Annotated in this window: 10 protein-coding genes; 8 read left to right on the forward strand and 2 right to left on the reverse strand. The window is 40.8% G+C overall.

Annotated elements, in window-relative coordinates; translation table 11 throughout:
- The first annotated feature begins 3 nt into the window (after window positions 1-3).
- Window positions 4-1587, forward strand: a complete 1584-nt coding sequence (gene tagH / locus JMN17_RS09540; protein ID WP_202327948.1) for a teichoic acids export ABC transporter ATP-binding subunit TagH — start codon at window positions 4-6, stop codon at window positions 1585-1587.
- Between the two features lie 38 nt (window positions 1588-1625).
- On the opposite strand, the gene galU is transcribed toward tagH, so the two are convergent.
- Entirely contained in the window at window positions 1626-2504 is an 879-nt protein-coding gene (galU, locus tag JMN17_RS09545) for a UTP--glucose-1-phosphate uridylyltransferase GalU (RefSeq protein WP_202327949.1), read from the reverse strand.
- A gap of 343 nt (window positions 2505-2847) precedes the next feature.
- On the opposite strand from galU, the gene JMN17_RS09550 reads away from it, so the two are divergent.
- Genes JMN17_RS09550 through wecB form a run of 4 tightly spaced genes read left to right on the forward strand, consistent with a single transcriptional unit; the run spans window position 2848 to window position 8917 of the window.
- On the forward strand, window positions 2848-4212 hold the full coding sequence (locus JMN17_RS09550) for an alpha-glucosyltransferase N-terminal domain-containing protein (RefSeq protein WP_087991577.1): 1365 nt from the start codon (window positions 2848-2850) through the stop codon (window positions 4210-4212).
- 34 nt (window positions 4213-4246) lie between these two features.
- Window positions 4247-5767: a glycosyltransferase gene (locus JMN17_RS09555; protein ID WP_087991576.1), complete on the forward strand. Its 1521-nt coding sequence runs from the start codon at window positions 4247-4249 to the stop codon at window positions 5765-5767.
- Between the two features lie 29 nt (window positions 5768-5796).
- Complete coding sequence (locus tag JMN17_RS09560; RefSeq protein WP_202328232.1) at window positions 5797-7752, forward strand: glycosyltransferase; 1956 nt, start codon at window positions 5797-5799, stop codon at window positions 7750-7752.
- A 22-nt stretch (window positions 7753-7774) separates the two neighbouring features.
- Entirely contained in the window at window positions 7775-8917 is a 1143-nt protein-coding gene (gene wecB, locus JMN17_RS09565; RefSeq protein ID WP_087991575.1) for a non-hydrolyzing UDP-N-acetylglucosamine 2-epimerase, read from the forward strand.
- A gap of 39 nt (window positions 8918-8956) precedes the next feature.
- Here the strand turns inward: wecB and tagU are convergent, their stop codons facing one another.
- A complete protein-coding gene (gene tagU / locus JMN17_RS09570; RefSeq protein ID WP_087991574.1) occupies window positions 8957-9877 on the reverse strand; it encodes a polyisoprenyl-teichoic acid--peptidoglycan teichoic acid transferase TagU in 921 nt (306 codons plus the stop codon).
- 212 nt (window positions 9878-10089) lie between these two features.
- On the opposite strand from tagU, the gene JMN17_RS09575 reads away from it, so the two are divergent.
- The 3 genes from JMN17_RS09575 to JMN17_RS09585 all read left to right on the forward strand — a co-directional run bounded on the left by JMN17_RS09575 (window position 10090) and on the right by JMN17_RS09585 (window position 14173).
- On the forward strand, window positions 10090-10413 hold the full coding sequence (locus JMN17_RS09575) for a hypothetical protein (protein WP_087991573.1): 324 nt from the start codon (window positions 10090-10092) through the stop codon (window positions 10411-10413).
- Between the two features lie 27 nt (window positions 10414-10440).
- Window positions 10441-12594: a SpoIID/LytB domain-containing protein gene (locus JMN17_RS09580; protein WP_087991572.1), complete on the forward strand. Its 2154-nt coding sequence runs from the start codon at window positions 10441-10443 to the stop codon at window positions 12592-12594.
- A gap of 91 nt (window positions 12595-12685) precedes the next feature.
- A complete protein-coding gene (locus JMN17_RS09585) occupies window positions 12686-14173 on the forward strand; it encodes an N-acetylmuramoyl-L-alanine amidase (protein WP_202327950.1) in 1488 nt (495 codons plus the stop codon).
- Window positions 14174-14296 lie beyond the last annotated feature (123 nt).

Below are 14296 nucleotides of genomic sequence, written 5' to 3' on the forward strand. Positions count from 1 at the left end.
ACGATGAAACTAAAAGTTTCGTTTCGAAATGTTTCAAAGCAGTATCATTTATATAAAAAACAATCGGACAAGATAAAAGGATTGTTTTTTCCGGCTAAGGATAATGGTTTTTTTGCTGTGCGGAATGTCTCCTTTGACGTGTATGAGGGAGAGACAATCGGCTTTGTAGGGATAAACGGGTCAGGAAAATCGACCATGTCTAACCTGCTGGCTAAAATTATTCCGCCGACCAGCGGTGAAATTGAAATGAACGGCCAACCGTCGCTGATTGCGATTGCGGCCGGTTTAAATAATCAATTGACGGGCCGGGATAATGTCCGGCTCAAGTGTTTGATGATGGGGTTAACCAATAAAGAAATTGATGATATGTATGACAGTATTGTGGAATTTGCCGAGATTGGCGATTTTATTAATCAGCCGGTTAAAAACTATTCCAGCGGTATGAAATCGCGTCTTGGTTTCGCGATCTCCGTGCATATCGACCCTGACATTTTAATTATTGACGAAGCGCTCTCCGTAGGGGACCAAACGTTTTATCAGAAGTGTGTAGATCGAATCAATGAGTTTAAAAAGCAAGGAAAAACCATTTTCTTTGTCAGCCATTCCATCGGCCAGATTGAAAAGATGTGTGACCGCGTCGCTTGGATGCACTACGGCGAGCTTCGTATGTTTGATGAGACAAAAACGGTTGTCAAAGAGTATAAAGCGTTTATTGACTGGTTTAATAAGCTGTCGAAAAAAGAAAAAGAAACATATAAAAAAGAGCAAACGGAAGAGCGGAAGAAAGAAGATCCTGAAGCGTTTGCCCGTTTCCGCAAAAAGAAGAAAAAGCCGAAATCACTGGGTAATGCAATTCAAATTGCTATTTTGTCTATCTTGACGGTCTTTACTGCAGGAACAATGTTTTTTAACACCCCGCTTCGTACCATTGCTTCGTTTGGCGCTATTCCGCAAAACGAAGTGAAGAACCATCATGGTGATGCAAAGGGCAAGACAGAGAAACAATTAACCGCAGTCAATAAACAAGGGTTTATTGCAGATGAAAAAGCGTCGGTTTATAAGGATCAACCTTTGAAACAGAAGGCTGACATTACACTGCCATTCGGTACCGAGGTGAAGGTAGCTGCAAAAGGAAAACAAGCAGTGAAAATAAAGTTTAACGGGCAGCCTTATTTTGTAAAGCAGAGCGCTGTTGCAACAAACGTAAAACATGCTGAGTTGCAGGCAGCGGCCTTTACGCCTTATGTTCCGCAAAATGCGGCTTCTTCCTATGAATACTTCCTGAAATTCCTGGGAGACAGCAGCACCAACATCCAATCGAAATTGAATGGATATACTGTAGGAGATACGGCTGACGGCAGAAAGACGCTGGATTTTGATTATGAAAAAATCAGCTATGTGCTGGAGAATGATAAAGCATCTGAGCTTATCTTTCACAACATTTCTCCTGTTACTCCGGCGTCACTATCTTTAAGTGACAGTGATGTATTGTATGACAGCAGCAAAAATCGTTTTCTTGTGAATACAGATGACCAGGTTTTTGCAGTTGATAACGAAGAGCGTACGCTGACACTGATGTCGAAATGAAAAAAGGCTATTGGATGAATGTCCAATAGCCTTTTTGCTTAAATTTCTTCTTTGTTTAATAAACCTTCCATAAATGGAACGAGCTGATCGCGAAGCTCTTTATCCTGCATCGCAAACTCAAGAGTTGTTGTGATAAAGCCAAGCTTTTCACCAACATCATAACGCTTGCCTTCAAAATCGTAAGCAAACACTCTTTGAATTTCATTCAGTTTTTGAATGGCGTCTGTCAGCTGGATTTCTCCGCCGGCACCAACTTGCTGCTCTTCTAAGTACATGAAAATCTCAGGTGTGAATACGTAACGGCCTAAGATGGCAAGGTTAGAAGGTGCTGTGCCTTTAGGCGGCTTCTCAACGAAGTTTTTCACCTGATAACGGCGGCCTTCGCTTGTCAGCGGGTCGATAATGCCGTAGCGGTGTGTTTCTTCTTCAGGCACCTGCTGAACACCGATAATAGAAGAAAGTGTCTTATCGTATTCGTCCATTAACTGACGCAATCCTGGTGTTTCTGCCTGAACAATATCGTCTCCGAGTAGGACCGCAAACGGCTCATCGCCGATAAAGTTGCGCGCGCACCATACAGCGTGTCCGAGTCCTTTAGGCTCTTTTTGGCGGATATAGTGGATATCAGCCAGATTAGTAGCTTTTTTCACTTTTTCAAGGAGTTCCGTTTTTCCTTTTTCTTCCAGGTTTCTTTCGAGCTCAGGAGAGTAATCAAAATGATCCTCAATCGCACGCTTGCTTTTTCCTGTTACGATAATAATATCCTCAATACCGGCTTCAACAGCTTCTTCAATTATATATTGAATGGTAGGCTTATCAACGATAGGAAGCATTTCTTTCGGCATTGCTTTCGTAGCCGGCAAGAATCTCGTTCCGAGACCCGCGGCAGGGATGATGGCTTTACGTACTTTTTTCAATTTCAAAGCACCTTCCTTAAGAACAGATTTAGGGTTCAGCTTTTTTGAATGCTGAGTATTTAAAAGGTTTGAGTTTCTTTTCTCATGAATACCCTATTTTCATTCTGTTAAACACATTTAATCATATAAGAAAAACCAATATTAAACAAGAGTCAATTCAGTGACTTTGAGGTCAAATAAATACAAAAAATAACATTAATTGGTAGATAAAACAGTTTACGCTGATCCGAATAAGTCAAGAAATATAACAGCTTCTCCATCTCTAGAGCCTGCTCAGCAAAAATGATATAATGTAGTTCTGAAATTGTAACTGTACGAATTTTTTCGAAAGGTAATAATAGAGATGACGATTAAGGTTTCTACCCCACAATTAGCATATGTTTGTTCAGGACTTCATACTGCAAAAAAGTTCAATATCAATACAATTGATTGGAATTGTCCAATGGAAATTGTCACTTTGCATCATGATCCTAATGGGCCTTCTTCTTTTAAAGATGCTGCTGTTATTAATTTGTACAGCTACTTTAAAGGACCAGAACCTGAGAAAGTTAAAATAAAGCATCCGATAGAACAAGAAGGTTTCACATATATTCAAGAACCGAACAAGCCCATTTACCGCTATTACGACAATGGACGTTATATCAAATATCAAAGGTTTACAGCAACAGGAGAACTTGCTGTCATTGATTACTTTAATGAAAACAGGCAAAGGTTTAAAAGGGAAGAATACGATTTATTCGGCTATGTACACAGCTTAATATACATGGATCTGGAAACGAACAAACCGAAACAGCATCTTTATTTAAGAAAAGACGGCACCTGTTATATGACCAAATGGTATAAGAATAACGGAACAACTGAAAAAATTATTATTTTTGACGAAAAAGACAATATAGTCAAAGTATTGTACTCAGAAAATGAACTCTATTATGAATTTTTGAGCCGCTTGATAAAAGAGACGGAATATTTATTCTTAACCTCAGAAGTGGGCGTATATAAAACATTGAAGTCTATTTCTGCTGAATATTCTTCCATGTATTTAGGTTTTATAGAGACGAATGAGGTATTGGACAATCCTGAAAAGGAAATAAGCTGCCTTCATGCTTTCGTGGTTCCTTCTTTGAAGAGGTATCATGACACAATTGAAAAAACGGGGCCTCGCACAACTATTTATAACGTTTCTGAAGGCTCATTTACTTGGAAAGGCTTTGTGGACAAACTTATTGATCAGGTGCCTTTTCATAATCAATTGAAAGATATGCATGTTAAGCTGTTAGCTGCAGAGTGGCAATCAAAATCCGACTTATATTTGTCAGCCAAGGTCGAATGTAAAGGCGAAGTTCCTGCCCATTCTGTTGGCCGTCATAAAATGTATTGGAAATTAAAAAATAAGAAGAGCGGCACTGAAATTACGTTTAACGCAAATGTAAACAGCGAGGAAGAGCTGATATTTACTGTAAACGGTACGCTCCATGTGCTTTCTGTAGTAGATCAGCTATCAGCGTTAGAGTTGTATCTCTGTTGCGAGTGGGATAATAGCTTCTTTGCATCGAGTGTAGAAGTAACCGATCCGAAGAAACTTCCAGCAGCAGAACAAAGCATTTCAGGCTGGCGATTGAAATTGGAAGAAGAAAAAAATCATTTGTGTGTTCATACAGCCGAGGGATTTCGGAGAAAATTAATGAAGCGGCTGTTTGTGAAAAAATAGGCGAGAAAGTTTTACCAGAAGAAGGAGCTTGAAAATGAGAAGGATCTTTTCACTAATATATGAAATAGACATTGAAAAAGGCGGCATTACAAGTTCTATGATGTCAAGATCTTTTACATTTGCGGAGCGCGGCCATAAAATCGATTTGGTCACACTTGATTATAAAGAGAATTATGATCAGATTGAGAAAGAGCTGAAGAACGCTGGAAGACTGCATGCTGATGTAAATATCCTCAATATTTATGACGACTATAAAAACCAGCATAATCATATAAAAGTCGGGGATACACAGCAAAGCTATTATGAACAAAATCGCAATCGCTTTGAAGAACCATATGCTGTTTATCATAATGAGGAAAAATTAGAAACCGAATACTTCAAGAATGGTTTATATATGAAAAAGAAGAAGTGGGATGAATCGAGTAACCTTTTATATGTAGATCATTTCAATGAAAATATGCAGATGACAAAGCGTGAATTCTTTCATGGCGATTATGTAAATAAAACGGTGTTATTCGATACGAGAAGCGGAAAAATCAATCAAATTCACTACACAGCACCGGACGGTTTTTGTTATTTAACAGAATGGTACCATTTTAATACGGGAGCCAGTCAGGGAGTTATGCTGTTTGAACGAGAGGAAAAAGAAGCTGTCTTTTTCAAAAACAGGCACAAGTTTCATACACATTGGCTTGAGAAGCTATGTGAAAAAGAAATGGCCCCGATTATCATCTGTGATGGTGTCGGAAGTGCTTCAAAAGTGAATGAAATGCGTGGTGGATTGGCAAAACGATATTACTGTGTTCATTCAAATCATTTAGATTATCCCTACATGTTAGGCAGCAATGTCCGGAAAAATCATCAATACGCGATGGAGCATATTAAAGATTATGACGGGCTGATCGTATTAACGAATGAACAAAAAGAAGATATTATGAAGGATTTTGAGTCGGATCAAAATATTTTTGTTATTCCCCATGCTCCAAGAAGGCTTGAAAAGCTAAAAACGTATGAAAAAAAGAAAAACGAATTTGTCATGGTGGCCAGATATCATGAGGAAAAAGGGATCGATAAGGTTATAAAAGCAATGGAAATTGTAAAAAAATCGCGCCCTGAAATTGTCCTTAATATTTATGGCAGCGGTCCCGGCCACGAGCAATACCAGCAATTGATCAATGATCTTAAGCTGGATAATGTACATTTAAAAGGTTATATCGCAAATCCTGCTCCGTTTTATCAGCAGGCGCTTGCGACGTTATTAACATCAAAATTTGAGGGGTTCAGCCTTGCTATTTGTGAATCGTTTTCATGCGCAACCCCGGTTATCAGTTTTGATGTGAAATACAGCCCAAGAGAGCTCATAAAAGAACACGAAACGGGCATGCTTGTAGAGCCTGATCATATTGAAATGCTTGCTGAGAGTATCATTTATTTGTACGACAACCCTGAGAAAGCCATTCAATATGGAAAAAATGCAAAGAACTTAATGAATACAGAATATAGTGAAGACCGATTGTTTGAAAGATGGGAAGAAGTATTTGAAATGACGAAATAGTACATTTTTATACCATGTTTGTTCATTATATGAGCTTTTGTGAAAAAATAGAAGCGGATAAGGATAGAGGTGTCAGGTTGAAAATTACGGCAGCAGTACCCACATACAACTCAGAACAGTTTATCTCCCGCTGTCTGGATAGTCTGGTTCAACAAACCATGCCGAATCATGAGTACGAAATTATTTGTGTAGATGATTGTTCTCAGGATGCCACGGTTTCCATATTGAAAAAATACAGTGAACAGTATTCTAATATAACGGTTATTGAACGCAAGAAAAACTCGGGAGGGCCAGGCGAACCAAGAAACCAAGCCATATGTGCTGCTCATGGTGAATACATTTTTTTTATTGATTCCGATGATTATTTAGGAATTGAAGCGTTTGAGAGAATGTATCAATTTGCACAGCAGCACGATTCAGATATTGTGCTTGGGAAAATGGTCGGTGTAAACGGCAGAGCGGTTCCGCAAGCTATTTTTAAAGAAACAAAACCTGAGGCCGATCTTGTTAAATCTCCGCTTGTCTACTCAATTGGCCCGACAAAACTTTTTAAAGTTTCACTGCTTAGAAAACATGACATATATTTTCCTTCAAATATACAGGCCACAGAGGACCAGGTGTTTGTCATGAAAGCTTATTTAGAAGCGGACAAAATTTCTGTCTTGGCCGACTATGATTATTACTACGCTGTACAGCATGACGGCGAGCACATGACATTTGCATATGTGGCGCCCCAAAGCTACTACGGTGCTATGAAGGTAATCATAGATATGATTTGTGAGAGCCGTCTATCCCATACCGGCAAAAAGCAGTTTATGGCCAAGTTTTTAAATCGCCATTTTGACTTTTCCAGAACAACGGACTTTACCGTAACAATAGAAGATGAGCAGGAACAACAAGATTGGATGACAGAGCTTCATCATTTTGTAGAACGAAATATTCCGCTCGAAATTGACAGACTTGTTCATTCTCATACACGGCTAAAATTATATTTTGTACGTCGTAATGATCTAAAGGGTTTGAAGCAATTTGAAGCTGATAAAGAAAATATGACTCAATTTACGTCTGTTCAAAATGGTCATATCATAGCAAACTACCCAAGCCTTATACGGTATCATTTAACAGAGAACGAACGGATCATTGATGACAGAAATAAAATCAGTCATTACGTGAGCGAATTTCAAATGAAGAACAACACTTTATTATTAAAAGGAACGGTTACCCACTCGGCTTTAAAACAAGAGCATCAAGATATGCAAACTTTATCTGGCATCTGGGTGCATCGTGCTAGAAAAACTGAAAAAATCATTTCTCCGTTGTATGCTAAGGACGGCGAATTTGAATTTCTCACGAAGTTTACTGATTTGGCAGTTCATGAAGAAGATATGGGTGTTTGGGACTTCTTTATTGAATCAGAGATTGACGGATATAAAAAACGCGCCCGAATTGGCAGCAACAGAGAAAAGTATCCCTATCCAAAGCATGCTAAATATATTGGGAATAACGGAAAATATGCTTTTAGCGCAAGGCCTTATTTTACAAAAACATACGATAATCTGTCAGTCGATATCAGAGAACAGGAAGATTTGAAAGTCGAAATCAGAACGAGTGATTCTGATGGGGATCTAACGCTCGTATTCCCTGGAAGCCAATTGTTTTTCCCAAATCAGTCTTTATTATTGCTGGAATTCAATAACCAAGAGTTTTTAATTCCAATTAAAAAACAAATCAGTTCCGCTGATGGAACAGTGATCCAGGTAGACCGGAATCTTGTTGAACAAAAATTTGCCCCTGCTCATTTACACAACACCAATATCGTTTTATCCATTAACTCATATAAGACGACATTGGTTCCAAAAAAGGATGTCAGCGTATACTTTTGCAGTAAAAATATTGAAAAAAAGCTATGGTGCTTTAAAATAAAGAAGAAAGTAGATCTATATATACAATCAGACCAATCAAAATTTTATCTGACAGCCCGTTAAACAAAGAAACAAGGTGACAAATATGAAAAAACTAAAAGTCATGACCGTCTTCGGGACCAGGCCTGAAGCGATAAAGATGGCACCGCTTGTACTTGAATTGAGAAAATATCCTGAAATAGACTCCTATGTGACGGTCACTGCCCAGCATAGACAGATGCTCGATCAGGTTTTAGATGCGTTTCACATCAAGCCTGATTTCGATTTGAACATCATGAAGGAGCGGCAGACACTGGCAGAGATTACGTCCAACGCGCTTGTGAAATTGGATGAACTGTTCAAAGACATCAAGCCTGATATTGTGCTTGTCCATGGTGATACGACAACGACCTTTGCCGGAAGCCTTGCCGCTTTTTATCATCAAATTGCTGTCGGCCATGTGGAGGCCGGGCTCCGTACAGGGAATAAGTATTCCCCGTTTCCGGAAGAGCTCAACCGCCAGATGACAGGGGCGATTGCTGATTTGCATTTTGCGCCGACATGCCGGGCGAAAGAGAATTTATTAAAAGAAAATAAAAATGCAGACGCGATTTTTGTAACGGGCAATACAGCGATTGACGCACTTCGCACAACGGTGAGGGACGGTTATTCACATCCTGTCCTCGATCAGGTGGGCGAGGATAAAATGATTCTGCTGACCGCGCATCGCCGGGAAAATCTGGGCGAGCCAATGGAAAACATGTTCAAGGCTATCCGCAGAATTGTTGAGGAATTTAAAAATGTACAAGTCGTTTACCCTGTGCACCTGAATCCTGTTGTCAGGGAAGCGGCTCAGAAGCATTTTGGCGATTCTGACAGAGTACATCTGATTGACCCTTTAGAAGTCATTGATTTCCATAACTTTGCGGCAAAATCACATTTCTTTTTGACAGATTCGGGCGGCGTTCAGGAGGAAGCACCTTCTCTCGGGAAACCGGTGCTTGTGCTGCGCGATACGACGGAACGCCCTGAAGGAGTGGAAGCAGGAACGCTGAAACTTGCAGGGACGGATGAAGAAAACATTTATCAGCTGGCAAAACAGCTGTTAACTGATGATGATGAGTACAAGAAAATGTCCTACGCTTCTAATCCGTATGGCGATGGAGAGGCTTCCCGCCGGATTGTGGAAGAATTGCTGTTTCATTACGGATACCGGAAAGAGCAACCGGATTCATTTACAGGCAAATAAAAAAGAAGCTTTGCACACTGTGCGAAGCTTCTTTTTGTTTTAGCTATCGAGGTTTTCCTTCAGCTCTTTTGTGATATTGGAAAGGGCAGTTTCATCAGCTTGGTAGTAGTAGATTCCATTGATTTTTGTGCCTTGACCTTTCAGTTCGTGCTGCTCAATTTTTTTACGCGCGCCCTTGTAGTCGGACTGAATATCCCACATGTCATCAAAGGTCAAGTTCGTTTTCACATTATCTTCAACCACTTTGAACATATCTCCAAATTTCGTAATGGAAGAGATATTCGCGCCTTTATTAATGATTCCTTGGATGACTTGGCGCTGGCGGTCCTGACGGCCAAAATCGCCTCTTGGATCTTCTTTTCTCATCCGGCTATAGGCGAGCGCCTCTTTGCCGTTCAGCGTGATTTCACCTTTTCCGAATGAATAACCGTCATAGCTGAACGCGAATGTGCTGTTAACTGTTATGCCGCCAAGTGTGTCAACAACGTCTCTAAAGCTTTCCATGTTCACTTTTATGAAATAATCAACCGGAACATCGAGGAAGTTTTCAACCGTATCAACTGTCATCTGCGTACCGCCGTATGCGTATGAATGGTTGATTTTATCCATTGTGCCTTTTCCGATAATTTTTGTATATGTGTCTCGCGGAATGCTGACCATGTCAGTTGTATTCGTTTTTGGGTTAACGGTCATATAAATGAGCGTATCGGCACGGCCTACATCTCCGTCGCGTTCATCCACACCCATAATTAAGACGGAAAACGGATCTTTTTTATTGATGTTGACCTCTTTATCCCTTTTTTTAGATTTATCAATACTCTCATGAATACTTGCCACAGTTGAAGCAGCTTTATGCCATAAGTAGTAGGCATAGCCGCCTGTTCCGAGCACTAAAACGGCCACAATGGCTAAAATGACAAGTAATGCCTTTCTTTTTTTCTTTCTTTTTTCAGCTCTCATAATAAAGTCCTCGCTTTTTTGTAATCTAGTACGATTATAAGTTTCTTAATATTTGAAAACAACTAAAATTTGTCTGATTCTTTACAATAGACGGCTGCTTGTAACAAATGTTTCGGTATTTTAAGAAAATCCGCAAAAACTTTTCGTTGTTTTGATAGAAATCTTAAAATAAGCTTAAAATTGTCGATAAAAACAGGAGAGGTGATATAGGAATGAAAAAACTTGCTATTCTAATGTTCTCAATGCTGCTACTTTTATCTGCATGCGGCACAGCTGAGAACTCATCAGGTTCAGAAACAAATACAGACAGCCAGGATGCTGCTGCTGAAGAGAGTGTAACGAAGGAAGGCACGTTTGCCGGTTTGGCGGACAGCCATACGATTGCCGTCGATATTGATGGTGACGAGACTATGATTCAGGTTGGTTCAGACCTTCAGGACAAAATGAACAGCATTTCAGAAGGACAAAAAGTGGTTGTTGAATACACAAAAGATTCAAATGGCGTCTTAACGCTAAAGAATCTTGAGACGAAGTAATAAAAACTTCTTAGGGGGTTCTATGTTTTGAAAAAAATGAAGCTCTTGCTTCTTACGTCAGTCACTGCGGCGGCTCTTGCATGCCCGGCGTTTATGCAGTCTGCGAAAGCCGCTGATAAAACCATTTCGGTGAAGCTGAGCAATTATGTAGGCAACAAATCAAGCTTGAATGTCGATATTACAGGCGGCTATGAAATTCCGGGTTCAAGAATTGCGGATACAGAGCGATACGGAGGGGCAACCCGTTTTGATGTTGCCAATAATGTAGCTTCAGCCGGCTGGACAAATCCAACGACTGTGGTCATTGTGAATCGAGACGCTTTTGCAGATGCGCTCTCAGCAACACCGCTTGCCAAAAAATACGACGCACCGATTTTATTAACAGACGCAGGTTCGCTAACACCAAAAACAGAAAGTGAAATAGCAAAACTAAATCCTGACAATATTCTCATTATTGGCGGAACGATCAGTGTTTCTAAAAATGTAGAAAATACATTGAAAAAATATGGTTCTATCGATCGGATTGGCGGTGCAACCCGTTACGAGGTTTCCAAAAACATAGCCGACCGAATGGGGAATTACAGCCAGGCAGTAGTGGCTACAGGCATGGTCTTTACAGATGCCCTGTCAATCGCGCCATATGCTGCAATGAACGGTTATCCGATTTTACTTGCGGGAGACAATAACATCCGCAGCGATTACAGAATTCCGAGCAACGTTACAATTGTCGGAGGTCCGTTGAGTGTCAGCACTGGTGTAGAAGCCACTTTAAAAAAGCAGGCAGTTGTAAAACGGATTGGCGGGGTTTCCCGGTATGAGGTATCTGCCAACATCGTCAAACAATTAAATATGAAAGCGACAAAGGTCTTCATGTCAAATGGCAAAACCTTTGCGGATGCTTTGACAGGATCTGTTCTTGCAGCGAAGCAGGGAAGTCCTTTACTGTTGGTTGAATCCGACAGCCTCCCGTCACCAGTCGCTGATGTGGTGACATCAAAAGGAACTCAGTCATTTGCACTGCTTGGAGGAAGCATCTCCGTGAGTGATACGCTAAAGAACAAACTGGCAGATACTTTTTCAGGATCTGGCTATTCAGTTAAGTTATCCGGCGGAAACCTGGTGCTTTATAAAAACAGCACTGCTATCAAGACGCTTGGAACTTCTTTCACAGCAAATCCTAAAAAATATGCAACGACAAATTCTATCAGTCTCAATGGAACGCCGTATCTTGGAAATATGAAATTCACGATTGAGTCAGGCAAATATGTTCGTCCGATTAATGTGGATATCCCTTTTGAAGATTATTTGAAGGGTGTTGTACCCCATGAGATGCCGGCTAGCTGGCAAAAAGAAGCGCTTAAAGCTCAAGCTGTCGCTGCCAGAACTTATTCCATCAGATCGGCCGGAAAAGAAGTACAAGACACCACCGCTTTTCAGGTATATGGCGGATATGACTGGAATTCGAGAACTTCAGAGGTTGTAGAAGCCACAAAAGGAAAAGTTTTAAAATACAATGGCAATTTGATTTCAGCTACATATTCCTCAAGTAACGGCGGCTACACGGAAGCGAGCGGTGAGGTATGGAGCAGCCAGCTTCCTTATTTAATCGCAAAAAAAGACTCCTATGACCCGCAGAGAAGCTGGTCTCTGTCATTAAATAAAACCCAGCTCGATAAAAGCAGCTTGAATCTCAAAAGTCCGGGATCTTGGTGGAGCACTAAAAATGAAATCAACTCCGTATATTTGAACGGTTTGAAAAGCTGGTTTATCAAAAATAAATACAGCACTGCCGAGTCTATCAAAATCACGAAAATATCCAGTGTGAAATTCAGCACGGCAAAAACTGCCGGTCAGCGGCCGGAAACAGCAAGTGTGACATTCTCTTATTTCGTGAAGGAAAAATCAAATGGCTACATTCTTTCAAATGGCAGCCTGAGTGAAAAAACAGCAACAATTTCTGTACCTGCGACACAGCTGAGAACGATGCTTGGCGCTTCAAATATGAAGAGTGCATACGCTTCTGTCTCCAGCAATACAAACGCCTTTATCATAAGCGGTAAGGGATATGGGCACGGCATAGGCATGAGCCAATATGGAGCGAATGCCAGAGCGGCTGCCGGGCAGTCATATACAACAATATTAAGTTTTTATTATCCGGGAACGACTCTATCAAGCTATTAAAAGATTGGTAGAAGTTCAGGGAGGCGCAGTTCTGCCTCCTTCGTTCGTTATTTGATTTATGAATCATTATCAATCTTTGGAGGGACTATCTTTGCGGATCTTTCTTAAAAGCTTACCAATTCTGATATTGGGAGTCGTGTTGTTTGTACCAAATGCTTTTGCAGCCAACTCTGTCACAAGGCTGGATGGAGCAAGCAGATATGAGGTTGCTGTGAATGTTTCAAAACAAGGCTGGAGCAGTGCGAGCACAGTTATTGTGGCGAATGGAACAGCATATGCCGATGTATTAACAGCTGCTCCTCTGGCTTATAAATACAATGCTCCAATTCTATTGACGGAATCATCTAAGCTGACAACACCGACCAAAGACAGAATCAGCCAGCTCAAACCGAGCAAGGTCATCGTCATTGGCGGAACAATCAGTGTTTCCAGCAACGTTGTAAGTGACATTAAAAAATTGGGTGTTTCCACTGTGGAACGGATCGGCGGAAGAAGCCGCTACGAAGTTGCCCAAAATATTTCAAAAAAATTGTCTTCGAATTCAAGAGCGGTCATCGCAAATGGAACGGCATATGCTGACAGTCTGGCGATCGGTTCTTATGCCGCTCGCAACGGTATTCCGATTCTGTTAACAACGGCAAGCTCAGTTCCCACACCGACAAAAAATGCGATGAGCGGAAAAAGAACAACATCGACGATCGTGGTCGGAGGAGAAATCAGTGTTTCTAAAAGTGTTTACAGCCAGCTTCCTTCACCAACAAGAATCGGCGGAAACAGCCGTTTTGAAGTGGCTGCGAACATAGCGAAGAAGTACTATTCTTCATCAAAGGCTGCATTTGTCAGCAATGGCTATAAATATGCCGATGCCTTATCGGGCTCTGTGCTGGCTGCGAAGCAAAATCGTCCAATGCTGTTTACGGATGCCCGTTCACTGCCAACTGCCACAAGAACAGTCATCGGATCAAATAGCAAGAACACATTCACTGTACTTGGAGGAACCATTTCAGTTACAGGCAATGTCACGAACCAGCTGAAAAATGTCATTGTAGGCAAAAAGATTTTTGTGGACGCCGGACACGGGGGATACGACAGCGGAGCGGTCGGTAATGGTTTAAAGGAGAAAGACGTGAACCTTGCCGTAGCAAAGCTTGTAAACAGCAAACTGTCTAAGGGCGGGGCTGTTCCGGTTATGGCTAGATCTACAGATTTCTTCTTAGAGCTTTCTGAGCGGGTTGCAAAAGCCAAAAGCAATCGTGCAAATCTGTTTGTAAGTATTCATGCCAACTCAGCAACCTCTTCTGCAACCGGTACCGAAACATACTATTATACAAAGTATGAGTCAGCAAACAGCAAACGTCTCGCGACAGAAATCCAAAACAGGCTCTACAAAGCGCTCAATACTCAAAACCGCGGCGTGAAAATCGGTAATTTCCATGTGATCAGAGAATCAACGATGCCGAGCAGTTTAGTGGAACTGGCATTTATTTCAAATGCGAACGATGCAAGTAAGTTAAAGAGTGCTTTGTACCAAGAAAAAGCAGCTCAATCAATATATGAAGGAATCATAGGCTATTATTAGGATTTGTATATATTGAAAGCAGCTTGCCGGCAAAACCTATCAGGAATTGCCGGCAAGTTTTTTATACGATAAAATGAGTAAAATTTAAAAAGTATACATGCTATGTAAAAGTTTAGCAAAAAT

The sequence above is a fragment of the Bacillus sp. RHFS10 genome, from assembly GCF_016757475.1.
GTDB classification, from domain to species: domain Bacteria; phylum Bacillota; class Bacilli; order Bacillales; family Bacillaceae; genus Bacillus; species Bacillus subtilis_G.

Excerpts from the sequence above, each read along its gene's own strand:
- tagH (WP_202327948.1), top strand. The coding sequence starts at position 4 with ATGAAACTAAAAGTTTCGTTTCGAAATGTTTCAAAGCAGTATCATTTA.
- JMN17_RS09550 (WP_087991577.1), top strand. The coding sequence starts at position 2,848 with ATGACGATTAAGGTTTCTACCCCACAATTAGCATATGTTTGTTCAGGA.
- JMN17_RS09555 (WP_087991576.1), top strand. The coding sequence starts at position 4,247 with ATGAGAAGGATCTTTTCACTAATATATGAAATAGACATTGAAAAAGGC.
- JMN17_RS09560 (WP_202328232.1), top strand. The coding sequence starts at position 5,797 with ATGAGCTTTTGTGAAAAAATAGAAGCGGATAAGGATAGAGGTGTCAGG.
- wecB (WP_087991575.1), top strand. The coding sequence starts at position 7,775 with ATGAAAAAACTAAAAGTCATGACCGTCTTCGGGACCAGGCCTGAAGCG.
- tagU (WP_087991574.1), bottom strand. The coding sequence starts at position 9,877 with ATGAGAGCTGAAAAAAGAAAGAAAAAAAGAAAGGCATTACTTGTCATT.
- JMN17_RS09575 (WP_087991573.1), top strand. The coding sequence starts at position 10,090 with ATGAAAAAACTTGCTATTCTAATGTTCTCAATGCTGCTACTTTTATCT.